We start from the raw sequence: 24,795 nt of genomic DNA, 5'->3' as shown, positions 1-24,795 counted from the left end.
ATGCCCGCTTCGTCTCAGCTTCGGACAGGCGTCAGATAGAGCGCCCCGAGCGGGGGCAGGGTCAGTGATGCCGACGCCGGCCGGGAGTCCCAGCCTTCGCTCACCGCCTGGACCTGGCCACCATTACCGACCCCGGAACCGCCGTATTCTTCAGCGTCGGTATTGAGCACTTCCCGCCACTCCCCGGCAAAGGGCAGTCCGACCCGATAGTCATAGTGTGGGTTTCCGGCGAAGTTAACCACGCAGACTAGCGGGTGTCCGGCCCTGTCCCAGCGGACGAAGGAGAGCACATTGTGCTCGGAGTCGTTTGCGTTGATCCATTCGAAGCCACCGCCCGCATTGTCCTGTTCCCAGAGCGCGCTGGTGTTTCGGTAGATCTCATTGAGCTGCCGGACCATTAACTGCAAGCCGCGATGCGGGGGCATATCGGCAAGCCACCAATCCAAGCCGTGCTGCTCGCTCCATTCGGCTTCCTGGCCGAACTCGGTGCCCATAAAGATCAGTTGCTTACCTGGATGCGCCCACTGCCAAGCCAGGAAGGCGCGCAGATTGGCTAGCTGCTGCCAGCGATCGCCGGGCATCTTACGCAACATGGAGCCCTTGCCATGTACCACTTCGTCATGACTGATCGGTAGCAAGAAGTTCTCGGTGAAGGCGTACACCAAGGAGAAGGTCGCGGTGCCGTGATGCCAGCTGCGGTTCACCGGGTCCTCGGAGATGAAGGCCAGCGAATCGTGCATCCAGCCCATATTCCACTTCAACCCGAAGCCCAGTCCGCCCTGATCGGTTGGCGCGGTAACCCCGGGAAAAGCAGTGGACTCCTCGGCAATGGTGACAATCCCGCCGGACCGTTTGTACGCCGTCGCACTCATCTCCTGCAGGAAGGAGATCGCTTCCAGGTTCTCCCTGCCGCCCAGTCGGTTGGGGCTCCACTGCCCTTCTTCACGCGAATAATCCAGGTAGAGCATCGAGGCAACGGCGTCCACCCGCAAGCCGTCGAGGTGGAAAACTTCCAGCCAGTACAAGGCGTTGGCGGTCAAGAAGTTCCGCACCTCGGAGCGGCCGAAATCGAAGATCAGGGTGCCCCAATCGGGATGCTCACCCAGCTTCGGATCAGAATGTTCGTAGAGCGGCCCGCCGTCGAATTGAGCAAGGGCCCATTCATCCTTGGGGAAATGCGCGGGAACCCAATCCATGATGGCACCAATACCGGCCTGATGCAGGGCGTCGACCAGATGCTTGAACTCGTCGGGATGCCCGAAGCGCGAGGTCGGAGCGTAGTAAGAGGTCACCTGGTAACCCCAAGAACCGCCAAAGGGGTGCTCGGCCACGGGCATGAACTCGACGTGAGTGAATCCCATCCATTGGACGTACTCAACCAGTTCCCGAGCGAGGTCCCGGTAGCTCAGTCCCGGCCGCCAGGAACCCAGATGCACCTCATAGACGCTCATCGGGGAGTTATGCGGATCGCGCTGAGCCCGCGCCGACATCCATTCGCTATCTTGGAATTGGTATTCGGAGTGCACCACTCTGGATGCGGTCAGCGGGGGGATCTCGGTGCCGAAAGCCATCGGATCGGCCTTGTCCTGCCAGTGCCCGGAACGGCCCAAGATGTCGAATTTGTAGCGGCTGCCCGCCTCGGCCTCCGGGACGAAAAGTTCCCAGACCCCCGAGGAGCCCAGCGAACGCATCGCATGCTGCCGTCCGTCCCAGTTGTTGAAATCAGCCTTGACCCGCACCGCCTGGGCGTTGGGTGCCCAGACCGCGAAGCTCACCCCGTCCACCTCGCCTAGCTGAGAGGGGTAGCTATGCCGATGCGCACCGAGTACGTTCCACAACTCTTCGTGCCTGCCCTCGCCAATCAGATGCAGATCCATCTCACCGAGTGTTGGCAAGAAACGATAGGGGTCATCTAGGGTCGCCTCAAAGCCATCCGGATAACTGACCTGAATCCGGTAATCGGGGGCGTGTCCGGGCCGTTCGGGTTCAACCAACGCAGTCCAGATACCACCGTATTCGTGCTGCATTTCGGTGCTCCCGCTTGCGGTGACCAGCTGCACTTTCTCGGCCAAATGCCGCAAGGTGCGGATCGTAAGGTTCCCGGCATTGTCGAAATGCGGGCCAAGAACGGCGTGCGGGGCGTGATGTGCCCCCGCCGCGACGCGTTCCAGGGTCTCCTGATCGACCTGAATCGGCTGCTTCCCATTCGCCGGGTTCACTGCGGTGTTCATCGGGGCCTCTTCCGTAGCATCCAACAACCTGCGTACTGCGGCGACCGGAACCGGAAGCCAATCCGGGCGGTTACGAAGTTCGTACACCACCTCGTAAAGCGCCTTATCCAGCCAAAGGGCGTGGAAAAGCGGCGAGTCCACGCCACCGAGCATCGACTCCCCGGCATCCCGGTAACCATCGAGATAGGCGGCACTTGTCTTCGCCACCCAAGCAGCGCCCTCCGCACCTAGCAATCCGGCGCTAGCCGCCGCGTAATCGATGGAACGAAGCAGCCCAACCACATCTCTGAGCGGCACGTCAGGCAAGGAACGCTCCGATACCGGGCGCAACGGTTCACCCTCGAAATCGAGCACCAGCCAGCGCACCGGCTGTTCCGCACGGATCAGTTGGCCCAGATGCAGATCGCCGTGAATTCTTTGCAGAGCAGGCACATCGGCAACCTGCTCCAAGCCTGCCAACAGGGCCTCTACCTTGGCCTGATATGGCCCGACGGCGGCACCAGCCTGAGACCAGGCCCAACGGATTCGCTCGGCCAGGGTGGAGAGAAAGTCCTGGCGCTCCGCTTCACCCAAAGGAGTCTCCCCCAGAGCCTCGCGCATGGTTCGGTGCAAGCGTGCGGTTACCCTACCGAGTTCGGCAGCCTCAGCCGTGAAGTCCCCGCGATCTTCGGCTCCGGCCTCTGCTGACTGGCTGGTTTGCTCGGGGTGGCTGGTTTCCACTGGCTGCCCGGTTTCCACGGGCTGGCTGGCTGGCTCGGACTCATCGCCCTGCGCCGGTTGTTCTGCTTTTTCTCCTGGTTTTTCTTCTAGCAGAACAGCTTCCTTGGCTTTGCCGACGGCAAGCTCCCAAACATCCTGTGCCTTGCCAACAAACTCGTGGAGCACGCAAAGGCTGCCTTCCACCATCCGGTCCGGGCTGAGCTGCCAGCTACCCTGCGCCCAACCATGCAGCCTTGGCGAGTCCAGGCTACCGGCGGCTGTCAACGCTCGTCCGACCTCGATATCCGGATTGGTACCGGCGGCCAGCACTCGGAAGAACTTCAGGATCACCGGTAGTTCACGGTTCCTGATGATCACCGAGCTATTGGACTGTTCCGCGCTCACCACCCTGATCCTGGCCGTAGTGTCTAACTCTCGGGAAGCCTGGAACTCCGCGCTGGAAAAGGCTTTGGTTACCCCGTCGGCGGCACTTGATTGACGGTGTAGGAAATCCAGCCAAGCCGCGACAAAAACTGGATCATGCACGCCGTCGTAAACCCAGCGTTTTCCCAACTCCGAATGCTCGGTGATACCAACCAGATGTGCCTCGGCGTCCACCAGCGGCTCGGCCCGGTAGCTCAGGGGAACCTGCAGCACGTCCACCCGCTCCGCCGATTGCACAGCAACCAAATGAACTTCCAGCCCGACCTCCCCCGCCGGATCCTCAAGCCGGAACCCTCCCGCTCGACGTAGGCTCACCTCCGGATCGGTGGCCGACCTATTTTTGGCCGGGAACCAACGCTTGGAGGGCAACCAGTCCTGCAGCAGTTCGGGAATACTGGGCTTGAGGATGGGCATCAGGGCATAGACCTCTCGGGGGCTGCCGGTCCGCTCGGGGCCGCGATAATGGGCATCGATTGAGTCAAGGGAGACGCTAAATTGGAGGCTTCGGAGCGAAGTCTGAGCCAATAGAAATCATGGCTGCCCAAGGTCAGGGTGAGCGACCCGTCGTCCGTCACGCTCGGGAATGGAGTGCCGCCGAAAACATCCCGCAAGCCCCGGCCCGCATACTGCGGGAGTCGCAACTGCGCGGCTACCGGATGCTGCGAAAGGTTGAAAACGCACAGCACGGCTTCGCCCATCTCGCCCTCAACATTGTCTTCCGGCAGCTCCCGCAGGAAGGCAAGAACCGGCTCCGCGCTGGCTTCCACATTCTGATAACCGCCGAGGCCGAAGGCTGTATGTGCCTTGCGCACGCTGAGAATCTGTCGGGTCCAATTCAGCAGCGAGGAGGAATGAGCCTGCTGAGCCTCCACATTGACCTGGTTGAAGTGGTAGACAAGCGACTGAATGACCGGCAGGTAAAGCTTCCCTGGGTCAGCGCTGGAGAAACCGGCGTTTCGATCCGGGGTCCACTGCATCGGGGTACGCACTGAGTCACGGTCGGTGAGCCAGATATTCTCGCCCATCCCAATCTCGTCGCCGTAGTAGAGGAAAGGGCTACCGGGCAGTGCTAGCAGCAGGGCGTTGATGAGCTCAATCTCGGCACGGGAGTTATCCAGCAGTGGTGCCAGCCGACGTCGGATGCCAACGTTGGCGCGCATCCTGGCATCCGGGGCATACCAGCCCAGCATGGCCTCCCGCTCTGCCGGGGTGACCATCTCAAGCGTCAGTTCATCGTGATTACGTAGGAAGGTACCCCATTGAGCGCCGCCCGGAATGACCGGGGTATCCTTCATGGTTTCAATGATCGGAGCGGCTTTCTGATCCCGCAAGGCGTAGAAAAGCCGGGGCATGATTGGAAAGTGGAATGCCATATGGCATTCCGGTTCCTCTTCGGTGCCGAAATATTCAACCACCTCGTGGGGCGGCTGGTTCGCTTCCGCAATGATGATACGGCCCGGGTACTCCCGCTCCACCATGGCACGCAGATCGCGCAGGAACTTATGGGTCCCGGGCAGGTTCTCGCAGTTGGTGCCCTCTTCCTCGAAAAGGTAAGGGATGGCATCCGCCCGGAACCCGTCGATGCCCTGGTCCAGCCAGAACCGCACCACGTCGAAGATCGCTTCAATCACCTTGGGGTTCTCGAAGTTCAGATCGGGCTGGTGGCTGAAGAAACGATGCCAGAAGAACTGCCGTCGAATCGGATCGAAGGTCCAGTTGGACTCTTCGGTATCGATGAAGATGATTCTGGCATCTTCATACTTCTGGTCGGTATCGCTCCAGACGTAGAAATCTCCGTACGGTCCGTCCGGGTCCTCCCGCGAAGCCTGGAACCAGGCGTGCTGATCCGAGGTGTGGTTGACCGGCAGATCGATGATCACCCGGACGCCACGCGCATGCGCTTCGGAGACCAGCCGTTGGAAGTCGGAGAGGGTGCCGAATTCGTCGAGCACCTGGTAGTAATCGGAGATGTCGTAGCCGCCGTCGCGCAGCGGTGACTGGAAGAACGGCGGCACCCACAGGCAATCGATACCGAGCCATTGTAAATAGTCCAGCCGCTCGATCAGGCCCGAGAAATCGCCGGAACCGTCGCCGTTGGCGTCGTTGAACCCGCGCACCAGCACCTCATAGAAGACCGCCTTGCGGTACCAATGCGGATCATGCTGGAGGCCTGGGGCATTCATGCTGAAGTGGCCGGAGGAAATGCTCATGCAGAACGCCTAACGTGAAGGATGTGGGCGGGTTCGAGGTGTGCGTCTAGGCGCACATAGTTTTCGTTGTTCCATTGCCAGCGCTGGCCAGTTAAAAGCTCGTCGACGGTGAAAGTGCCGTCCGGGTTGAAACCATCCAGTTCCAGGGCGGACAGATCGAGGTAGACGACGCCTTCGCGCACACTGTGCGGGTCAACGTTGACGATCACGATCACGGTGTCCTTTTCTCCGGTGGCTGCGCTGGTCTTATGTTTGCTGAACGCTACTGTAGCGGGATCACTGGTGGCATGGACAGTTAGATTCGACAACTCACCCAGCGCCGGATGCTCTCGTCTGATCTGGTTGAGCTTGGTCAGGAACGGGGCTAGCGAGCGACCGGATTTCTCCGCGGCTTCAAAATCACGGTCCTTGTACTCATATTTCTCATTGTCGATGTACTCTTCGGCACCGGGCCGAGCGACATGTTCAAAGAGCTCGTAGCCGGCGTAGACGCCCCAGAGCGGACTGCCCATGGCGGCTAAGACCGCGCGGATCTTAAAGGCGGCCGGACCACCGTATTGCAGATACTCGGTCAGGATGTCCGGGGTGTTGACGAAAAAGTTAGGTCGGTAAAAAGCTGCCGTTTCATGGCTTACCTGGTGGAAGTACTCTTCGATCTCTGCTTTGTTATTCCGCCAGGTGAAGTAACTGTAGGACTGTTGGAAGCCAGCCCTACCGAGGGCGTGCATCATCGCGGGCACGGTGAAGGCTTCCGCTAGGAAAACCGTCTCGGGGTGCTTCTTACGCACTTTACCGATCAGCCACTGCCAGAACCAGAGCGGTTTGGTATGAGGGTTATCCACCCGGAAGATTTTCACGCCGTGGCTGATCCATAGGAGCACGATCCGCAGGACTTCTTTGCTCAGGCCATCGGGGTCGTTATCGAAGTTGAGCGGGTAGATGTCTTGGTACTTTTTCGGCGGGTTTTCCGCATAGGCAATGGTCCCGTCCAAGCGGGTGGTGAACCACTCCTGATGCTCACTCGCCCAGGGGTGATCCGGCGCAGCCTGCAGGGCAAGATCCAGAGCCACCTCAAGTCCCAGTTCTTTGGCTCTGCCGACGAAGGCATCGAAGTCCGCGAAGCTGCCCAACTCGGGGTGGATCGCGTCGTGCCCGCCTTGTTTGGAACCGATGGCCCAGGGCGAGCCCGGGTCCTGTGGCCCGGCGACCAGGGTGTTATTGGGTCCCTTTCGATTCACCTCACCGATCGGATGGATGGGTGGCAAATAGATCACGTCGAAACCCATCGCGGCCACCCGGTCCAGGCTGTGCGCTGCGGTGCGGAAATTACCGCTGGTCCATTCCCCGGTTTCAGGATGCCTGCTAGCACCCTCGGAACGCGGGAAGAACTCATACCAAGAACCGCGGCCCGCGGCCTCCCGCTCTACCTCAATCGGGTATTTGGCGCTGCGGGTCACCAAATCACGAATCGGATTGCGGGCGACGGCGGCCCGCACCTCCGCGCTGGTGCCGGCACCCAGCCGGGCTAGCACGCCGAGTTCTGGGTTTGCGAGAGCGGCGGTGGCTTCTCTTAAGCTGCGCTGATCCCGAACTGAGCGGGCGCCATCGCCGGCTGCCTTACCTAGTAGCGCGGCGCCTTCTGCGAGCATCAGCTCGACATCGACCTCGGCGGCGATTTTTACCTCGGCATTGTGCTGCCAGGTTGCGTAGCAATCCGACCAGCCTTCGATCGCAAAGGACCACTGCCCAACCTTGTCCGGGGAGAGCCGCCCTTGCCAACGATCGGTCCCATTTCCGAGCGGACTGAGCCGGACGCGTTGGCGTTCCTTACCCTTGGCGTCCAGCAGCACCGCTTCCACTCCCAGCAGGTCGTGGCCTTCCCGGAAGACCGTGGCCGCCACCTCGAGTTCGGAACCAGGAATCGCCTTAGCCGGAACGGTACCGTTCTCAATCACCGGAGAAACCTCGACAATCGGTATCCGCCCAACAGTGGTTTCCGAAAGCACACTCGAAGTGATGGCTTTCTTCTTGGCCGCTGCGAGGGCTCGTCCTTGAGGCGCTGCTTGCTCTGTAGTCACAGTCCACACGTTAGCGAGAATGCGTCCCGATTGCGATGCAAGACCATGATGTTTCAAGAACTCATTTCTTCAACCGTGCTGCCGAACCCACTATCACCCTCACCCGGTTAACCTTTCGGTTAGCCTTTCAGCCCGCCCGCGGCGGTGAAGCCGGTCCCCAGCCGTCGCCCCATCAGCAGATAGAGCACCACGACGGGCATCGAATAGACCAGCGAGAAAGCAGCCAGCTGTCCGTAAGCTACCTGTCCGTACTGGGCGGAGAAGGTGTAAAGACTGACCGATGCCGGGAGATTATCCGGCGAGAGCAGAAGCATGAAGGGCACGAAAAAATTACCCCACATGCTCACGAAGGTGAAGATAGTGACCACCGCAGTACCGGGCCGCATTAGGGGCAACACCACCCAGCGCAAGGCTTGCAAGGTGGAGGCACCCTCGGTCCAAGCGCTCTCCTCAATTTCCCTCGGTACCGCATCCATGAAGTTCTTCATCAAGAAAATGCCATAGGGCAGTGCGGAAGCCGCCAGGAAGAGGGCTGCCCCGGGCAGCGAATCGATCAGATTGACCTGAACAAACATCGCGTAAACCGGGATCATAATCGCGGTGATTGGCAGACCTGTGGCGAAGATTATGGTCAGCAGGAAGCCACGTTTGAGGCGCGAACGATGACGGGAAAGCGGGTAGGCCGCGAGCGCAGCACAGACCACGGTAAGCAAGGTGGCCCCGCCGCAGAGCAGGAGCGAGTTCAGAATCGGCCGGAACGTGGTCTTGGTGTTCATAATGGCTGAGAAATTTTCCAAGCTGGGCTGCTCTGGCCATTCCACCGCCAAGCTGGCCTGCGGATTGATCGAGGCGAACAGTACCCAGAGCAGCGGCACGCAGAAGATGGCCGCGATCAGCAGCAGAATCAGGCTAGTCACTACCTTTTCGACGCTCAGCGGGCGGCGAGCGCGCATCGTGGGGCGCTCGACGTCTTGATTCACTCGGGTGGACAGGCTACTCATAGTTTGTCCTCCTTTGGCAAGAGCTTCAGATAGATCAGGGAGGCGATCCCCCCGATGGCGAGCAGGATCAGTGCGACGGCAGTGCCATAGCCAAGTTGACCGAAGCTGAATGCCTGTTCATACATGAAGAGCGGAAGAGTCTGGCTAGCTGCCCCGGGACCACCCGCGGTCATAATGTAGATCAGCCCAAAGACGGAAAGCGTCTGCAAAGTGATCAGCATCAGGTTGGTCAACACCGAACGCCGAATAATGGGCAGCGTCATGGAGAAGAAGCGGCGCCAAGCACCGGCTCCGTCGAGTTGCGCGGACTCGTCAATATCGGTGGGAACTTGGGAAAGTGCGGCGCGGTAGACCAGCATGCTGAAGGCTGCGCCCCGCCAGATATTAGCGAAAGACACCGCCAGGATCGGAAAACTGATCAACAGGTCTTGAGCGGGCAAACCGAGGAACCCGAGAATATCGTTCAATGAGCCCTGTTGCCCCAGGAAGGTGTACCAGAGGTAACCGGCTACTACCTCGGGCAGTATCCAGGCGGCAACAATAATGGCGCTGGTGAGGGTGCTAACGATCTTGCTCGCCGAGCGCATCAAAAGAGCCAACACCATCCCCAGGATGTTCTGCCCGATCACCGCCGAGATCACCGTGAAAATCAGGGTCAGCAGTACCGAATTCCAGAATGCTGCCGAGCCGAAGGCCGCCCCGAAATTACCCAGCCCAACGAATTCCGTACTGGCCGAACCCTCCCCGCGGAGCGCCCTGTTTGTGAAGGCCAGGTACACGCTATAGAGAATGGGACCTGCCATGAAGGCCAACAACAGGAGCACGGCGGGCAGAATCGGAAGCGCCCTGCGCAGCGTCCGGCCGGGCCGGGATCGATTCGGAGTGACTTCCTGGCTCAGCAGCCGGGTACTCGTACTCATCGGCCACTCGCTCCCATCACCTGATCCGCACCGACGATCTTAGTGATTTGCTCGTCGTAATCTTGCGCCGCTTGCTTCGGCGTGCTGCCGCCAATCATTACCTTCTCCATGGCGAGCTGGATGGAGGCCGAGATTTGCGGATAGGCTGCCAGCGCCGGGCGGAAGGTGGCTCCTTCCACTAATGAGGTGAAGAACTGAATGGTCGGGGTGTAACTGCGATACTTGGGCTGCGCGGCCACGTCCTTGCGCACTGCCACCCCGTTATCCGCAATATTGAAAGCAGTCATATTCGCCGTCGTGGCTATGGTCTGCAAATACTCCCAAGCCAAGTCCGCCTTCTTGGTTCTGGCTGGAATAGCCCAGCACCAACCGCCGGACAGTGTGGTGTACCCCGGGGCCTGAGCCTTCTGGGTTGGCATCTTGGCTTGTTTCATCACTTTCGACCACTCCGGCCACTCCGCTGGGGCACCAGGAACCCAGTTATTGCTGATCCAGCCCCCGTCCAGAGCCACCGCCAGACCGCCCTTGGGCAACCAGTCCGAGTAGACGGTCTCGGTCAGATTGGCGTCCAGGGCCCGGCTCAATGGCGGACCTAGCTTTTCCTGGTAGATCTTCTGCACAAAGTCCAGACTGTCGATAAAGCCTTGGCTACCGGTCAGCCATTTCTTGCGGTCGCCGTCGTAAAGTGTGTCTCCGGTGCCGTACATCAGCATCTCGAAACCCTGCATGGAGGCTTTCTCGCCCTGCGCCTTGCCGGAGAAGATATTGAAGGGGATCACCTCCGGCAACGCCTTGTGTAAGCTGCGTAGATCCTTGAGTAGCTGCGTCCAGTCCTTCGGCTGCCAAGGCATCGGCAGGCCAGCCTTAGCTAGCAGCTCCGAGTTGTACCAGAGTGCCCGGGTATCAGTGCCGGTGGGCATTCCATACACCTTGCCGTCTTCTCCGGTGACCGCGGTTTTGGCTGAGTCGAAGACCTCATTCCAGGGCTGCCAGCCCTCCAGCCGCTGGTTGAGGGGCTGAAGGTAACCAGCGGCGACGTCCGACTTCAGGATGAAGGTATCCTCGCAAACCAGGTCCGGAGTGGTGCTGTCGCTGGACATCATCAGCTCATTTTTGGTGAAGTAGTCATTTTCGGCAGCCACCAAGGGGATTAGCTGAATCTGAAGATCGGGATGTTTGGCCCGGAATTGGCCACTAATGCTGCTTAGGAAGTTCTCCATCACCTTTCCGGAGCCCCACTGCTGGTAGGCAATCCGCAGCGTGTTCGCCGGACTACTGGTGCAGCCGCTCAGGGCGGGCAGCAAGAAACTGCTTGCTGCCACGACGCCCAGGAAAGTACGTCGGCGCAGCGTTCTTTTGTCGATACTGCCGCTCGCAATATTCAACAGAATCTCCATCGTCATCGTTGGCATCTTCTCTGCCACCCTAACCATCCTCACTGACAGCCTGGAGTTAATCGAGACACTTCCAATAACTTCCAGAGAAACTTCCAGTGCTAAATTCCTTCCCCGTTTGCTGGCTAGTTTCGACACGCCGTGTGCGCAAGCGTTTACGCGTCATATAACCAAAAGGATTCCAACCGCCGCTGATCTCCGCTACCGTTATCAGCGTGAAGGCCATCCGCAGATTTACTGTCCGTACCGTTCTCCCCGAGTCGATTGCGCCTCTGGCACGACTCGCCACCAACCTCCGCTGGTCCTGGCACTTGCCGACCCGTGAGCTTTTCGCCTCCCTAAATCCGCAGATCTGGGATGAAAGCGCCCACGATCCGGTCACTTTCCTCGGTTCGGTCAGCCGCGAGCAATTGCAGCAATTGGCCGAAGACTCCGAGGTAGTGGAGCGCGTCCGCAAGGCGGCCGAGGATCTGCAAGGCTATTTGGAGGAACCGCGCTGGTACCAGGGCCTGAGCGAAGAAGCTCCGAAGTGCATCGCCTACTTCTCCCCCGAATTTGGCATTACCGAAGTGCTTCCGCAGTACTCCGGAGGCCTCGGCATTCTTGCCGGTGACCATCTGAAGGCCGCCTCGGACCTCGGAGTGCCGCTGATCGGCGTCGGACTTCTTTACCAGGCTGGTTATTTCAAGCAATCCCTCTCCCGTGACGCCTGGCAGCAAGAAACCTATCCCGTGCTCGACCCGGATGGCTTGCCGCTGACCCTGCTGCGCGAGGAAGACGGCACACCCGCCCAGATCACCTTGCCCTTGCCCGACGGCCGTGAACTGCACGCCTGGATCTGGCGGGCCGACGTCGGCCGGGTCCCCTTGCTGCTGCTGGATTCCAATGTCCCCGGCAACGACGATGCGGCCCGCGCTATTACCGACCGGCTGTACGGCGGCGGCGGCGACCATCGCTTGCAGCAAGAGCTGCTGCTCGGCATGGGCGGCGTGAAGGCGCTGCGGATTTACCAGCGACTCAGCGGCGTTCCGGCTCCCGAGGTGTTCCACACCAATGAAGGTCACGCCGGTTTCCTGGGCATCGAGCGGATCCGCGAACTGATCGAAACCAAGCAACTGAGCTGGGACGAGGCGCTGGCCGCTGGCCGGGCATCGACGGTATTCACCACCCATACCCCGGTCCCAGCCGGTATCGATAGGTTCCAGAAGAGCCAAATCCAACATTTCTTCGAAGCCGGGCTAGCTCCGGGCGTCCCGGTGGAGAACATTCTGGCTCTTGGTTCGGAGAGCTACGACGGCGGCGACTCAGCGGTCTTCAACATGGCCGTAATGGGATTGCGGCTGGCACAGCGCGCCAATGGCGTGGCCAAACTGCACGGCGTGGTTTCCCGCGAGATGTTCTCCGGGCTGTGGCCGGGCTTCGATCATTCCGAGGTCCCGATCTCCTCGGTCACCAACGGTGTGCACGTTCCCACTTGGGTCGATCCGAAGGTCAGCGAGCTCGTGATCGAGCGCTCCGGCGGAAGCTTGCTGGACCAGCCGGACTGGTCGAAGGTTTACCAGATCCCGGATGCTGAATTGTGGTCCTTGCGGGGCGAGCTACGTTCGGCCCTGATCGACGATGTGCGTCGGCGGGTACGCGCCTCTTGGAAGAAGCGCGGCGCCGCTGATGCCGAGCTGGCTTGGACGGATTCCATTTTGGATCCCAATGTGCTGACCATTGGCTTCGCTCGGCGAGTGCCCACCTATAAGCGACTCACCCTGATGCTGCGTGATCCTGCCCGGCTCAAGGCACTCTTGCTGGATGAAAAGCACCCGATCCAGCTGGTCATTGCCGGCAAATCGCACCCCGCGGACGATGCCGGTAAGAAAATGATCCAGGATCTGGTCCGTTTCACCGACGACCCCGAGGTGAGGCACCGCATTGCCTTCCTGCCGAACTACGACATCGCGATGGCCAGGACCTTGTTCCCGGGCTGCGATGTCTGGCTGAACAACCCGCTGCGACCACTGGAAGCCTGTGGAACCTCGGGCATGAAGGCCGCGATCAATGGCGGGCTCAACCTCTCGGTGCTAGACGGCTGGTGGGATGAGATGTACGACGGCGAAAACGGCTGGGCAATCCCCACGGCCAATAATGGGGCCAGCGCCGAAGAACGCGACGACATCGAGGCTGCCGCACTCTACGAGCTTTTGGAGGATCAGGTTGCTCCCCGCTTCTACGGCGTAGGTGGAACCTCCGAGGCAGCGGGAGCCGCTGGCGCTTCGACCGAACCGGATTCCGATTTGCCGACGCACTGGATCTCGATGATCAAGCACACCATAGCTACCCTGGGCCCGGCGGTTTCTGCCGAGCGGATGCTGAACGACTACGTGCACAAACTCTACGAACCGGCTGCCATTGCAGGGCGAGCCATTGTTGCCGATAATTTCGCTGCGGCAAAGGTGCTGGCTGCGTGGAAGTCGAAAGTTACCGCCGCTTGGCCTATTCTCGCGGTGGAACACGTCGATTCGGTGGGAGTCTCCGAGGATCCGCAGATTGGCGATACCCTCACGGTACGCGCCTATGTGAACTTGGACGGGCTCTCCAGCTCGGATGTTCGGGTAGAGGCAGCCTTCGGCAAAGCCTTGGATACCGATGAGCTGAGCGATACCGATTCGGTGGCGTTGCATCCGGTGGAAGACCTCGGCAACGGGCGGCACCTGTTTACCGGCGATCTGGTCATCGACCGCTCGGGCAGCTTCGGCTACACGGTGCGGGTGCTTCCGGAGAACCCGGCTCTGGCCAATCGCGCGGAGCTGGGCTTGGTCACCAGCGCCTAAGCTGTTTCCGACGCTTCGAAGGGGTCTCTCCGGTGTCACCGGGGAGACCCCTTCTATGTCTGTCGCTTCAACCGGCTCCGCACCGGCAGCCTGTTTCAGCTACTTCAGCGCCGTTTGCCCATTTTCGGCTACCGTTTCCCTTTTCGGCACCTCTTGGTAGGGGCGCCGAAAAGGGAAACGGTAGCGGATTTACGGCTTCTCTAGGCGGCTGAGCCACTTCTGCTGAATCGCGGTTTCCAGGTCCACGCCCTCATGTTTGGCCAGTAGCAAGAAATGAGCCAGCACATCGGCGCACTCCTGGGCAAAATCTCCCCGAAGCTCCTCCTCCGTTCGGCCACGAGTGCGGGCCATCCCCTTCATGGCGAGGAAAGCCTGCACCAGTTCGCCCAGTTCCTCCTGGAGTTTCAGTACGAACCAAGTTTCCGTGCGATCAATCTCGAAAACTTCCGCATAGCGAACAGACACTTCTTCGAGGGATTCCTGCAGACGTTGTATTTCCACAGGCAACAGTGTGCCAGCTAATCTCCACTTTTCCGGATTTACGGCTTCTCTAAGTGCCGGAGCTCAATGCGCAGCCTCGCACTTTCCACCCCGTGCAGAATACTCAGGACGCTGGCATAAGCCTTACTGCGCTTGAATTCTGGATCGATGTTCCAGACCAAGGTACTCGGCTCAGCCAGCCCCTCGGCAAAGTCCCGGAGGGAGTCCTCCAGGGCATCGAGGTTATGTCCGAAATAGCTGGGAAAGTCCAAGGATTGCGCGAAGTTCTTGAGCACACCCTCCTTGGATTCGGCGGCCGGGACGTCATAGATCCTGCGCTGCAATTCCGGGGTCATTGGCCCTCCAAGATGAAGCGGAAACTCACATAGTGATCATCGGTGTAATACTTCTCGCCTTGAGCACCCACGATGATCCGCCGCGCTCCGCGATCTGATTCACCGGGGGTCTTCACGGTGTATTCCTTGTAGTAACCGCTGCGCTGTTTCGGCAGCACGCCCTCAAAGTTGCCGAAATTCACCCCGTCCCGATCGTAGGGATAAGGACCGCCCTGATTGATCAAGGTCAGGGTTTGCTGACCCTCCTTGGGCAATTGAGAGGCTTTGATGGTCTGCAACTTCGAAGGGTTGCTCACCGAACTCGTCCCCGCACCCGAGGTGGGACTCTTCGTAGACTTCTTGGCCGACGTCGCACTTTGGTTGCTGTGCGAATTACCGGCCGCGCTAGAGTCGCTGGCGGTAATTCGGTTGAAAAGTAGGGTTCCGCCGATAATCAGGGCGAGCGCGATCAGGGTTGCAATTAGCCCCGCCCACTGCTTCCGCCGCTGTGCTTCAGTTTTTGTCACTGAGACATCATGTCAGACCGCGCCCATCTCCCAAATAAATTCGGCACCCGTTTCCCCTAAGTGCATCCGGAATAAGAGGCGCATTTAGGGGAAACAGGTGCCGATTCTGAAGAAGTGAAGATTCAGGCCTTGTAGATCGTGATGGTGTTCGGGGACAGCCGGGCCGAATCTCCGGGACCGAATATCGCGCCCTGCCCTTGGGGGTAGTCGGCGCCGGTACCGAAACGGTATTCATACCGCCGTCCCTCATCACCTGGCTCCCCCAGCGCTGGCAAGGTCACCGCCACCTCACCCCCGGTGGCATTGAAAATCACCAGCCCGTCCATCATTCCGCCCGGCGAACCGAGCAGCATTTGCAGCACCCGCTGTGAGCCGTCTTGCCACTGTTCCGGAGACAAGGGATGCCCGGAAGCATCGAACCAGTGCAGATAAGACGACTCATCACGCGCGGGATAAGTGGAGGGCTGGGCGGAAAGGTATTCCTTGCGCAGCTTGATCATCCGCCGGGTGGTGCCAAGCATGGTCTCATCCACCGAGGACCAATCAAGCCAGGAAATCTCATTGTCCTGACAATAGGCGTTGTTATTGCCACCCTGAGATTTGCCCAGCTCATCGCCGGCCGTAATCATCGGCACCCCGAGTGAGAGCAGCAGTGTGGCCATGAGATTGCGGGAGCTCTGGGCCCGCCCGGCCAGCACCCCGGCGTCCTCCGTAATACCCTCAACGCCGTGGTTCCAAGACCTGTTGTTATCGCTGCCGTCCCGGTTATCTTCGCGGTTGGCTTCATTGTGCTTGCCGTTATAGGCCACCAGATCGGCCAGCGCGAAGCCGTCGTGCGCGGTAATCATATTGACCGAGGCCAGTTGGCTTCGCCCCGAGGCGGCAAAGAGCCGAGAGGAGCCGGAGAGCGCATCAGCCAACCGAGCCAAGCCACCACCGCTGCCACCGGCAGCCATCGAGGCCTGGTCCGCTAGCCAGAAATCCCGGACCGAATCCCGGAAATGATCGTTCCAGTCCACCCAGCCCACCGGGAAACGCCCGGTCTGCCAGCCGTCGTGGCCCACGTCCCAGGGCTCGGAAATGAGCTTGACGCCGGACAAGGCTCGGTCGGCGCTAGCCGCCACCAAGAACGGATGCTGCGGATTGAAGTTATTCGCGGCATCCCGCCCCAGGGTTACGGCTAGATCGAAGCGGAAGCCATCAACATGGAACTCTTCCACCCAATAACGCAGCGAATCAAGCGCCATCTGGATCACCTTGGGCTCGGAGAAATCCAAGGTGTTCCCACAGCCGGTGGTATCCAGGTAATGATCATCGTGGAAGCGGTAGTAGCGTTTCTCCGCCAGGCCGCGCCAACTCAGCGCCGGCTCATAACGTTTGCCCTCGGCGGTGTGGTTGTACACCACATCCAGGATCACCTCGATACCGGCGGCATGAAGCAACTTCACCATGCCCTTGAACTCGTCCTGCACAGCCTGCGGGCCAGCAGCCAGCGCCGCAGCCGAGGCATAGCCCGCATGCGGAGCGAAATAGCCGATCGTGTTGTAGCCCCAGTAGTTTGGCAGTCCAGAATCGCGCAGGTGCTGCTCGTCCAGGTGCGCATGAATAGGCAAGAGTTCGACGGCGGTTACGCCCAGTTCGCTGAGGTGCTTGATCATCGCCGGATGCGCCAAGCCCGCGTAGCTGCCCCGAATTTCCGCCGGGATCTCCGGGTGTAACTGAGTGAGACCCTTGATATGAGCCTCATAGATCACGCTATCCCGCCACGGGGTATGCGGCGAGGTCTCGTTACCCCAATCGAAGCCGGAGAACATCCGGATGCCCAGCAAATGCTCGGCCTCCTGGTCGATCGCCCGCGCGTAAGGGTCCAGCAAAAGCTGAGCCGTCGCGGGATCAACATCCTCGGAAGCGAAGCCGTAGTGCGAACCGATCGGCATGCCCTCTAGCACTCCGTGATGGACGCCGTCGGAAAACTCTGGCAGCTTGACCGCCCGCCATTCCGATCCGGGCGGACGGAAGTAGACAATCAGCTCTGACAATTCCGGTGCCCAAACGGCCACGTTGACGACCGTTGCCGGGTCACCGTGTAGCGGAGCGCTCAGCCCCAGGGGGAAGGCGCGTGAGGTCGCGGCTCCCAGAACGTTGGCGGTAATGATCTCGGTCATGCTCGTGCTGTGGCGGCTCTCTGTCGGGAAATCTCGTAAAGGCTAATCCCCACGGCCATCGAAGCATTGAGGGATTCCATCGCCGAATCAATCGGAATGGAGACGATCTGATCGCAGTTTTCGCGAACTAGTCGGGACAGGCCCTTGCCTTCCGAGCCGACCACCAGGCACACCGGGTCCGTAGCCACAGCCAACTCGGGCAGCGAGACGTCGCCGTCACCGTCCAAGCCCAGCACGAAATATCCCATCCCCTTGAAGGCTTCCAGGGCTCGGTTCAGATTGGCAGCCCTGGCCACCGGAACCCGCACCGCGGCGCCCGCGCTGGTCTTCCAAGCTGAGGCGGTCACGCCCACGCTACGACGTTCGGGAACGACGACGGCGTGCCCCGAGAAAGCGGAGACGCTACGGATGATAGCGCCCAAGTTACGCGGATCGGTGATGCCATCCAGGGCCACGATGAGCGGAGCGTTATTGATATAGCCCTTACGGGATTTATCTGCGATGTCCTGAGCCAGGTCAATGGCATCGGCGTAGTCGTAGGGTGGAATCTGCAGCGCCAGCCCCTGGTGCACGGCGTCGTCGGTCATCCGATCGAGCTCGGGCTTATGCGTCTCCATCAGCGGGATGCCGCGTTCCGCCGCGAGTTTGAGCGCTTCTTTGACCCGGTCGTCAACTTCGATCCGGACCGCAACATGCAAGGCCTTGGCCGGGATGCCTGCGCGCAGTGCCTCGACCACCGAGTTCCGGCCGGTAACCATCTCTTCGCTGGCTCGGCTCCGGCCGGTGGTCCTGGCGCGAGAGTTGGTGGGGCGCTTTGCCGCTGAGCGCTCGGAGAGCTCCTTGGACCGATAGGCCTTGTGGTAAGGACGGTCCTCGGCCTTGGGGGTGGGTCCTTTGCCTTCTAGAGCCTTGCGACCCAGGCCTCCGGTGCCCTTGCTAGGGCCCTTCTTGCCCTTCGCGGCCCGTGGATTTCCAGCCATTATGAGTTCTTCCGTTCTGTTTCTTTGACCGTTGGCGCCTTGGACAGCGTCCAGCTTGCTCCGTCGGCTGAGTCTTCGATTTTGATGCCGATGGCCGCGAGTTCATCACGGATCTCGTCGGAGCGGGCCCAGTTCTTCTCTTCTCGGGCTTTGGAGCGTTCATTGAGTCGGATCTGGACGAGGGCGTCCAAAGCTCGGGAAGCCTGCCCTTCTGACTTCCTATCCAGAGGCACCACATCGAAGCCAAGCGCCGACGTCATTCTGAATGCCGCAGCACACTGAACCTCTAGAGCCTCAAAATCCTTCGCAGTTAGTGCCGCGTTACCCTTGCGGACAGCTTCATGCAGGACTGCCAGAGCACGCGGGATGTTGAGGTCGTCGTCCATCGCTTCGGCAAAAGCCTGCGGCACATCTCGTAGCCCCAAACCAGAGACCGCGAACCAGCCGCCCTTCGCCCAGGAAAAACCGCTCACCTGACGACTCGGCCCATCGATGACATCCCCCAAGGCCCTAGTTGCTTTGCCGAGGAAGCCATCGATCCGCTGCAACGCGGTCTCCGCCTCGGCCAGCGACTCCGGCGTGTAGTCCAGCACCGAACGATAGTGCGCTTGGCCCAAGAAGTATCGCACCGCCCGTGGGGACGCCTGGCTGAACAACTCGGCCGGGCCGATTACATTGCCGATCGACTTGGACATCTTCTCGCCCGCGAAGTTGACCAGGCCGTTGTGCATCCAGAAATTGGCGAAGCCACGACCCGCGGCCTGCGATTGCGCCATTTCGTTCTCATGGTGCGGAAAGCGCAGATCCAGCCCGCCACCGTGAATATCGAAGGACTCCCCCAGGTACTTCCCGACCATTGCCGAGCACTCCAGGTGCCAGCCGGGACGCCCCGCACCCCACGGGCTAGGCCACGACGCCGTTTCCGGCTCCTCCGCCTTGCGACCCTTCCAGAGCGCAAAGTCACGCGAATCCTTCTTACCCCGCGGATCGGCGTCGGCTGCTGCTTGCATATCGTCGATATTCTGCCGGGTCAGCGAACCGTATTTACCCCAGGAGCGCACGTCGAAGTAGACGTCCCCGGAATCATCGGAGGCCGGGTAGGCATGATCTCGATCAATGAGGTCTTGGATGAGCTCGTGCATCTCCGGGATATGACCGGTGGCCCGTGGTTCGTAGTCCGGGCGGGAGATTCCCAGTGCGTCATAGGCTCGGTTGAACTCCTGCTCATAGCGATAGGCCCGGGCCCACCACTCTTCACCGGATTCGGCGGCCTTAGCCAGAATTTTGTCGTCGATATCGGTGACGTTGCGGACCACGGTGGTCTGGTAGCCGCGGAACTGGAGCCAGCGGCCGAGCTGATCGAAGACCAGGGCCGAGCGCAGGTGTCCGATATGTGGCTCGCTCTGCACGGTGGCACCACAGTAGTACAGCGAGGCGCGGCCCTCTTTAAGGGGCGCGAAGTCGCGTACTTCGGCGGTGGCGGAGTCGTAAAAGCGCAGTGTCACTTATCAAGATTAGCGGATAGAGCGGTTGATCGGCTCATTGCAGCGGGTAAACCAGTGCGGTGGCGAGCGCCGCGATCCCCTCGCTTCGGCCGGTGAAACCCAGCCCGTCCGACGTCGTCGCGGAGATTGAGACCGGCGCACCTGCCGCTTCGGTCAGCGCCGCTTCGGCCTCGGCACGGCGGGGGCCGAACTTGGGTCGTCTGGCCACGAACTGGACGGCGATATTACCAATCTCAAATCCCGCTGAGCGGACGATCCGGGCCGCTTCTCTCAGCAGGGTGGTCCCGGAGGCCCCGGCGTATTCCGGCCTGTCGGTGCCGAAATGGGTACCTAGGTCCCCTAGCCCGGCGGCTGAGAATAAGGCGTCGGCGGCCGCATGCGCTACCGGATCGCCGTCTGAATGACCGGCCAGGCCCCTTTCACCAGGCCAATGCAGCCCTGCCAGGAACAAGCCACCGGGTTCCTGAGGACTCGATTCAGCCAAGGCTTCGGTATCGAAAGCATGCACGTCAATTCCAATGCCGGTGCGCGGAATGACCATCCGGCTATCCGGAGCCCCCGCCGTCATCAGCCCTCCACCCATCGTGGTGCGGCTGGTCCCTCAAGTAATGCCTCAGCAAAGAGCAGGTCATTGGGTGTGGTGATCTTCAGGCTCAGCTCTGAACCACGCACCAAGTAGACCGGGATGCCCTGGGACTCAACCAGCATCGCATCGTCGGTGATCGCCGCAGCCTGGGCATCGGTGAACATGGCGGAGGCATCGTGAGCTTTGCGTAGGGTGGCCAGTTCGAAGCCCTGCGGAGTTTGCACGGCACGGAGCGATTCCCGGATAGGAGTGGAGCGGACCTGCTCAGGAGCAATATCAGGACGTTCCGAGCTGCTTGCTACCTTGATGGTGTCCACAACCGGGATTACCGGGATTACCGCCTTTGCGCCCGATTCCAGGGCGTTCAGCACTCGATGGAAAACCTCGGTGGGAGCCAGCGCGCGAGCTGCATCATGTACCAACACCGCGTCGGTCTCCGAAAGTACCTCCAGCGCATTGCGCACCGAGTCCGCACGGGTAGAACCGCCGTCGACCGTCATCAGTTGCACGTCGTTGCCTTCTTGCAGGCTGGCGACCAAAGCGCGCAGCTCGGTGTCCCCACGGGGCAGCACGACGCAGATCTGCGCGGCGATCTGCGCGGCCAGCACTCCGCGTAGGGCGTGGCCGAGCATCGGTTCGGAGCCGAGAGTGGCGGCCGCCTTGGGAATGCCCTGGCCAAGCCGCTCTCCCGAACCGGCCGCAACGATAATGACCGCGGTGCGCAAGGTCGACTGAGATTCCATGGCCATAGCCTAACCGCCACCCCTCCCACCGAGTAACTCCCGGCCGTCCCACCCCAAAATTCCCGGCCGTCCCACCCCGAAATTCCCAGCCGTCCCACTGAGTGTTACGGAAGTGGCTGTTGTGGCGAAAAAAGCTGCACTTCTGCAACAACAGCACCATCCAGTGGGATAACTGGGTAAGAAACGCCGGGTAAGAAACGCTGGGTGGAAAGTGGTGGGTGGAAAGTGGTGGGGTAAAAGAATAAGGCCCCGATCCTGGTGGACCGGGGCCTTTCTACTTTTATTTAGGAAGCCAATACCTCGTCGAGGACGGTGGCGGCCTTCTCTTCATCCGTCTTCTCGGCCAGAGCCAGCTCAGAGATTAGGATCTGCCGCGCCTTAGCGAGCATCCTCTTCTCCCCGGCCGAAAGGCCACGATCGTGATCTCGACGCCACAGATCGCGCACGACCTCGGCCACCTTGATCACATCGCCGGAAGCCAATTTTTCCAGATTTGCCTTGTAGCGGCGCGACCAGTTGGTCGGCTCCTCGGTGAACTCAGCGCGCAACACATCAAAGACGTGCTCCAAGCCTGCTTTGTCCACCACATCGCGAACCCCAACCAGGTCCACATTCTCTGCCGGTACTTCAATGGTCAGGTCACCCTGGGCCACTTTGAGCTTGAGATACATCTTCTCTTCGCCCCTGATAGTGCGCATTTTGATCTCTTCAATCTTCGCTGCGCCGTGGTGCGGATAAACTACTGTCTCGCCGACCTCAAAAACCATGTGGATACTCCCTTTCCCGCATACCAGTTTATCACGAAATGGTCGCGAACGGGCCCGGAGTTGCTGATATCCCCGCAGGTCAGGGGCATAGTTCGGATTCTCAAGGGGGTATTTTGCCTCTTGACTGGAGAGACAAAAGGTGCATCAAAAAATGATTAGCGCTTCGCGGAGTCGAAGGAAAGTCGCTTTTGCAGATAGTCTGTCTATGAAAATGTTCTGAGCCTCGCTGCGCCAAAAGATCCAAGGAGAATGTACGTGAAACTCGCAACCAGCACCCGGTGGAGCCTTCCCCGGCGCCTTGGCGCTGTCACTGTGATCGGTGCGAGCCTGCTTGGCGTCTCCGCTTGCGGCTATATCGCTCCGCAGCAAACCACCGTGGTCTACTCGGCATCCGACGGCGTCCGCCTCGACCTGGGCAGTGTTGAACTGCGTAATATTCTGGTCGTTTCCGGAGGCGCGGACGAGGCCGGTCGAGTGATCGGCGCGGTGTTCAACACCTCAAAGTCGAACGTCACGGTCACCATTAATGGTTCCAAGGGCTCGCAGACCCAGTTCGTGGTCAAGCCCGGCACACCTTATTACCTGAATGAAAAGAATGACAGCTCGATTCTGAGCACGGTCACGGCGGCCCCTGGCGCGATGGAAACCATCAAGGTGAGCCAGACCGGTAGCGGCGAGGCGAGCAGTGATCTTTCGGTGCCCGTCCTGGACGGTACCTTGGCGGAGTACAAGCCCTATTTGCCCACCAAGGCCGGTTCGAGCGCCAGCCCCAGCAGCACCTCGAGCGAAAGCCCGAGTTCAACCGATATGGCTAGCTCAACCGAGACGGCAACCGATACCGCCAGCTCCTCGCCCAGCGGGCACTAGCAGCTTCCGGGAGCGGTCCCGAGCACTAGGCAATTTTGTAATCGCTAAGTGCCTGCGGTCAGGACTAGAAGCCTCAGGGCTCGAACTTGTATCCCAGGCCTCGAACCGTCACCAAATGCTGAGGCAATGAGGGGTCCGGTTCGATCTTGGAGCGCAGTCGTTTGACGTGTACATCCAGAGTTTTGGTGTCCCCCACGTAATCCAAGCCCCAAACCCGGTCAATCAGTTGCCCCCGGGTGAGCACGCGGCCCGAGTTACGCAGCAGCATCTCCAAGAGTTCAAATTCCTTGAGCGGTAGCGACACCTGCTCGCCGTCGACGCTGACCACATGCCGCTCGATATCCATCCGCACCGGCCCGGCCTGCACCGTCGTCGTCATCAATTCATCCGGCTCACCTTGCCGCCGCAAAACGGCCCGGATCCGGGCCACCAGCTCACGCGAGGAATAGGGTTTGGTGACGTAATCGTCGGCGCCAAGCTCCAGGCCCACCACCTTGTCGATCTCCGAATCCTTGGCGGTCAACATGATCACCGGCACGGAGGAGCGGGCTCGGAGTTGGCGGCAGACCTCGGTACCGGACTGGCCGGGCAGCTGCAGGTCTAGCAGCACCAGATCGGCACCGGCCCGGTCGAATTCGGTGATGGCGTCAATGCCGTTGTCCACCACCTCCACCTCGAAGCCCTCCTTGGCTAGAAGGTAGGACAGCGGGTCGGAAAAGGACTCTTCGTCCTCGACGATCAAGATCCTGCTCACGCAGATACTCCTTGGTTTTCGGTGTGATTCTCGGTGTTGCCGGCCGGATCGCTTTGACCCTTTTCCATCTCCGGCAACCGTACGGTAAAGGTGGAGCCGCTGCCGGGCTGGGACCAGACGGTGACCTCCCCGCCGTGGTTTGAAATCACGTGTTTGACGATACTCAACCCCAGCCCGGTGCCGCCGGTCTGCCGGGACCGCGCTGCGTCCACCCGGTAGAAGCGTTCAAAAATCCGTTCCTGCTCCTCGGCGCTAATGCCATCGCCCTGGTCGGAAATAGAGACCGTGGCCAGCCCTCCGCCTGAGCGCAGGCCAATACCGACTTTGGTGTTCGACGGCGAGTAGCGCACCGCGTTGTCGATCAGGTTACGGAAGGCGGTCACCAACAAATCGGCATCGCCATAGACCGGCTCGCTCACGCTGCCACCGAGGACCAACTCAATGTTCTTGCTCTCGGCCTGCAATTTGGAACGATCTACGGCCTCGGCAATAACCGCGCCCAGGTCGACGGCCTTACCCTGCTGGACAATGTTTGCCCCTTGCAAGCGGGACAACTCGATAATGTCCTGGACCAGGGCCGCCAGCCGAGCCGATTCCTTATGCATCCGTTGCGCAAAGCGACGGACTGCTTCTTCGTCGTCGGGCGATGCCTCCAGCGCTTCGGCGAGCAGCGAGATCGCCCCCACCGGCGTCTTGAGTTCGTGTGAGACGTTGGCTACGAAGTCGTTCCGAATCGCCTCGGTGCGGGTGATTTCGGTGCGGTCATCGGCCAAGATCAGGATGTATTCCTCCCCCACCGGGGCGATCCTAACCTGAATAATAATGGTGCCTTGCCCTAGCGGGCCCCGCGGTAATTCGAGTTCGTGTTCCTCGATCACTCCGTCCCGGCGCACCCTGGCGATCATCTCGAGCAGTTCTTGGTGCACCATGGTGTGGCCCCGGACAAGCCCGAAGGCATAGGCGCCGGGGCTGGCCCGCACCACACCGTCAATTGCGTCCACCACTACGAAGGCTCGGCCCACGACGGCGAGTACCTCAGCGGAACCCGGCGGCAGGCTGGGCTCGTCGTCGGCGTCCAAAACCTTGCGTTGCCGGTCACTGAGCGTGACGGCAAGCACTCCGAAAGCGCCGACAGCCAGGCCAATCAGTCCGGAGACGACTCCGATAAGCAACGGGTCCACAGCACTAGCTTATGCTTAGCTGGAAGGGCCGGAGCTCCGATATCCGCCGCTTGAAGAGCTGATTCAACTAACGTTCATCTTCTAGTGTCCAGGCGTTCACGGTTAG

19 protein-coding genes are annotated in these 24,795 nt (G+C 60.4%); 2 read left to right on the top strand and 17 right to left on the bottom strand.

What is annotated here, in order from left to right; genetic code table 11:
- Window positions 1-14: 14 nt before the first annotated feature.
- The 6 genes from glgB to FHU41_RS12490 all read right to left on the bottom strand — a co-directional run bounded on the left by glgB (window position 15) and on the right by FHU41_RS12490 (window position 10,986).
- Window positions 15-3,788, bottom strand: a complete 3,774-nt coding sequence (gene glgB, locus FHU41_RS14915) for a 1,4-alpha-glucan branching protein GlgB (RefSeq protein WP_246279612.1) — start codon at window positions 3,786-3,788, stop codon at window positions 15-17.
- Complete coding sequence (treS, locus tag FHU41_RS12510; RefSeq protein ID WP_179389960.1) at window positions 3,788-5,584, bottom strand: maltose alpha-D-glucosyltransferase; 1,797 nt, start codon at window positions 5,582-5,584, stop codon at window positions 3,788-3,790. Before treS ends, glgB begins: the two co-directional genes overlap by 1 nt.
- Entirely contained in the window at window positions 5,581-7,662 is a 2,082-nt protein-coding gene (locus tag FHU41_RS12505; RefSeq protein ID WP_425503308.1) for an alpha-1,4-glucan--maltose-1-phosphate maltosyltransferase, read from the bottom strand. Before FHU41_RS12505 ends, treS begins: the two co-directional genes overlap by 4 nt.
- Window positions 7,663-7,781: 119 nt before the next feature.
- Window positions 7,782-8,663, bottom strand: a complete 882-nt coding sequence (locus FHU41_RS12500) for a carbohydrate ABC transporter permease (protein ID WP_179389959.1) — start codon at window positions 8,661-8,663, stop codon at window positions 7,782-7,784.
- Window positions 8,660-9,583 (bottom strand): carbohydrate ABC transporter permease, encoded by a 924-nt coding sequence (locus tag FHU41_RS12495; RefSeq protein ID WP_179389958.1) that lies wholly within the window; start codon window positions 9,581-9,583, stop codon window positions 8,660-8,662. The genes FHU41_RS12500 and FHU41_RS12495 overlap by 4 nt, the downstream gene beginning before the upstream one ends.
- Window positions 9,580-10,986 carry an extracellular solute-binding protein gene (locus FHU41_RS12490; RefSeq protein ID WP_246279611.1) on the bottom strand — a complete coding sequence of 469 codons (1,407 nt, stop codon included), beginning with the start codon at window positions 10,984-10,986 and terminating at the stop codon, window positions 9,580-9,582. The genes FHU41_RS12495 and FHU41_RS12490 overlap by 4 nt, the downstream gene beginning before the upstream one ends.
- Window positions 10,987-11,192: 206 nt before the next feature.
- Between FHU41_RS12490 and glgP the strand changes: the two genes are divergently transcribed.
- A complete protein-coding gene (gene glgP / locus FHU41_RS12485) occupies window positions 11,193-13,799 on the top strand; it encodes an alpha-glucan family phosphorylase (protein ID WP_179389957.1) in 2,607 nt (868 codons plus the stop codon).
- A gap of 189 nt (window positions 13,800-13,988) precedes the next feature.
- Here the strand turns inward: glgP and FHU41_RS12480 are convergent, their stop codons facing one another.
- From FHU41_RS12480 to FHU41_RS12440, 9 genes are all read right to left on the bottom strand, one after another.
- Window positions 13,989-14,300, bottom strand: coding sequence for a pyrophosphohydrolase domain-containing protein (locus FHU41_RS12480; protein ID WP_179389956.1), 312 nt, complete (start codon window positions 14,298-14,300; stop codon window positions 13,989-13,991).
- Between the two features lie 38 nt (window positions 14,301-14,338).
- The gene (locus FHU41_RS12475; protein ID WP_179389955.1) at window positions 14,339-14,635 is read right to left on the bottom strand and encodes a barstar family protein; all 297 of its coding nucleotides are present in this window, start codon (window positions 14,633-14,635) and stop codon (window positions 14,339-14,341) included.
- Window positions 14,632-15,141: a ribonuclease domain-containing protein gene (locus FHU41_RS12470; protein WP_179389954.1), complete on the bottom strand. Its 510-nt coding sequence runs from the start codon at window positions 15,139-15,141 to the stop codon at window positions 14,632-14,634. The genes FHU41_RS12475 and FHU41_RS12470 overlap by 4 nt, the downstream gene beginning before the upstream one ends.
- Window positions 15,142-15,263: 122 nt before the next feature.
- On the bottom strand, window positions 15,264-17,306 hold the full coding sequence (glgX, locus tag FHU41_RS12465; RefSeq protein ID WP_179389953.1) for a glycogen debranching protein GlgX: 2,043 nt from the start codon (window positions 17,304-17,306) through the stop codon (window positions 15,264-15,266).
- Window positions 17,303-18,286: a 23S rRNA (guanosine(2251)-2'-O)-methyltransferase RlmB gene (gene rlmB / locus FHU41_RS12460; RefSeq protein ID WP_179389952.1), complete on the bottom strand. Its 984-nt coding sequence runs from the start codon at window positions 18,284-18,286 to the stop codon at window positions 17,303-17,305. The genes glgX and rlmB overlap by 4 nt, the downstream gene beginning before the upstream one ends.
- Window positions 18,286-19,791, bottom strand: a complete 1,506-nt coding sequence (cysS, locus tag FHU41_RS12455; RefSeq protein ID WP_179389951.1) for a cysteine--tRNA ligase — start codon at window positions 19,789-19,791, stop codon at window positions 18,286-18,288. The genes rlmB and cysS overlap by 1 nt, the downstream gene beginning before the upstream one ends.
- Window positions 19,792-19,825: 34 nt before the next feature.
- Window positions 19,826-20,332 (bottom strand): 2-C-methyl-D-erythritol 2,4-cyclodiphosphate synthase, encoded by a 507-nt coding sequence (gene ispF / locus FHU41_RS12450; RefSeq protein WP_179390451.1) that lies wholly within the window; start codon window positions 20,330-20,332, stop codon window positions 19,826-19,828.
- Between the two features lie 26 nt (window positions 20,333-20,358).
- Entirely contained in the window at window positions 20,359-21,120 is a 762-nt protein-coding gene (gene ispD, locus FHU41_RS12445; RefSeq protein WP_246279610.1) for a 2-C-methyl-D-erythritol 4-phosphate cytidylyltransferase, read from the bottom strand.
- A gap of 284 nt (window positions 21,121-21,404) precedes the next feature.
- Entirely contained in the window at window positions 21,405-21,887 is a 483-nt protein-coding gene (locus tag FHU41_RS12440; RefSeq protein ID WP_179389949.1) for a CarD family transcriptional regulator, read from the bottom strand.
- A gap of 255 nt (window positions 21,888-22,142) precedes the next feature.
- Here FHU41_RS12440 and FHU41_RS12435 point away from each other — a divergent pair, with 255 nt between their 5' ends.
- Window positions 22,143-22,754 carry a hypothetical protein gene (locus FHU41_RS12435; RefSeq protein ID WP_343046327.1) on the top strand — a complete coding sequence of 204 codons (612 nt, stop codon included), beginning with the start codon at window positions 22,143-22,145 and terminating at the stop codon, window positions 22,752-22,754.
- Between the two features lie 73 nt (window positions 22,755-22,827).
- Here the strand turns inward: FHU41_RS12435 and FHU41_RS12430 are convergent, their stop codons facing one another.
- Complete coding sequence (locus tag FHU41_RS12430; protein WP_179389948.1) at window positions 22,828-23,508, bottom strand: winged helix-turn-helix domain-containing protein; 681 nt, start codon at window positions 23,506-23,508, stop codon at window positions 22,828-22,830.
- Window positions 23,505-24,689, bottom strand: coding sequence for an ATP-binding protein (locus FHU41_RS12425; RefSeq protein ID WP_179389947.1), 1,185 nt, complete (start codon window positions 24,687-24,689; stop codon window positions 23,505-23,507). The genes FHU41_RS12430 and FHU41_RS12425 overlap by 4 nt, the downstream gene beginning before the upstream one ends.
- Between the last annotated feature and the right edge of the window lie 106 nt (window positions 24,690-24,795).

Origin of the sequence: Psychromicrobium silvestre (genome assembly GCF_013408295.1) — a bacterium.
GTDB lineage: Bacteria > Actinomycetota > Actinomycetes > Actinomycetales > Micrococcaceae > Renibacterium > Renibacterium silvestre.
This window is presented reverse-complemented; position numbering and strand designations above follow the sequence as displayed.

Coding starts and splice junctions, on each gene's coding strand:
- glgB (WP_246279612.1), bottom strand. CDS start 3,788: ATGCCCATCCTCAAGCCCAGTATTCCCGAACTGCTGCAGGACTGGTTG.
- treS (WP_179389960.1), bottom strand. CDS start 5,584: ATGAGCATTTCCTCCGGCCACTTCAGCATGAATGCCCCAGGCCTCCAG.
- FHU41_RS12500 (WP_179389959.1), bottom strand. CDS start 8,663: ATGAGTAGCCTGTCCACCCGAGTGAATCAAGACGTCGAGCGCCCCACG.
- FHU41_RS12495 (WP_179389958.1), bottom strand. CDS start 9,583: ATGAGTACGAGTACCCGGCTGCTGAGCCAGGAAGTCACTCCGAATCGA.
- FHU41_RS12490 (WP_246279611.1), bottom strand. CDS start 10,986: ATGACGATGGAGATTCTGTTGAATATTGCGAGCGGCAGTATCGACAAA.
- FHU41_RS12475 (WP_179389955.1), bottom strand. CDS start 14,635: ATGACCCCGGAATTGCAGCGCAGGATCTATGACGTCCCGGCCGCCGAA.
- glgX (WP_179389953.1), bottom strand. CDS start 17,306: ATGACCGAGATCATTACCGCCAACGTTCTGGGAGCCGCGACCTCACGC.
- rlmB (WP_179389952.1), bottom strand. CDS start 18,286: ATGGCTGGAAATCCACGGGCCGCGAAGGGCAAGAAGGGCCCTAGCAAG.
- ispF (WP_179390451.1), bottom strand. CDS start 20,332: ATGGTCATTCCGCGCACCGGCATTGGAATTGACGTGCATGCTTTCGAT.
- ispD (WP_246279610.1), bottom strand. CDS start 21,120: ATGGAATCTCAGTCGACCTTGCGCACCGCGGTCATTATCGTTGCGGCC.
- FHU41_RS12440 (WP_179389949.1), bottom strand. CDS start 21,887: ATGGTTTTTGAGGTCGGCGAGACAGTAGTTTATCCGCACCACGGCGCA.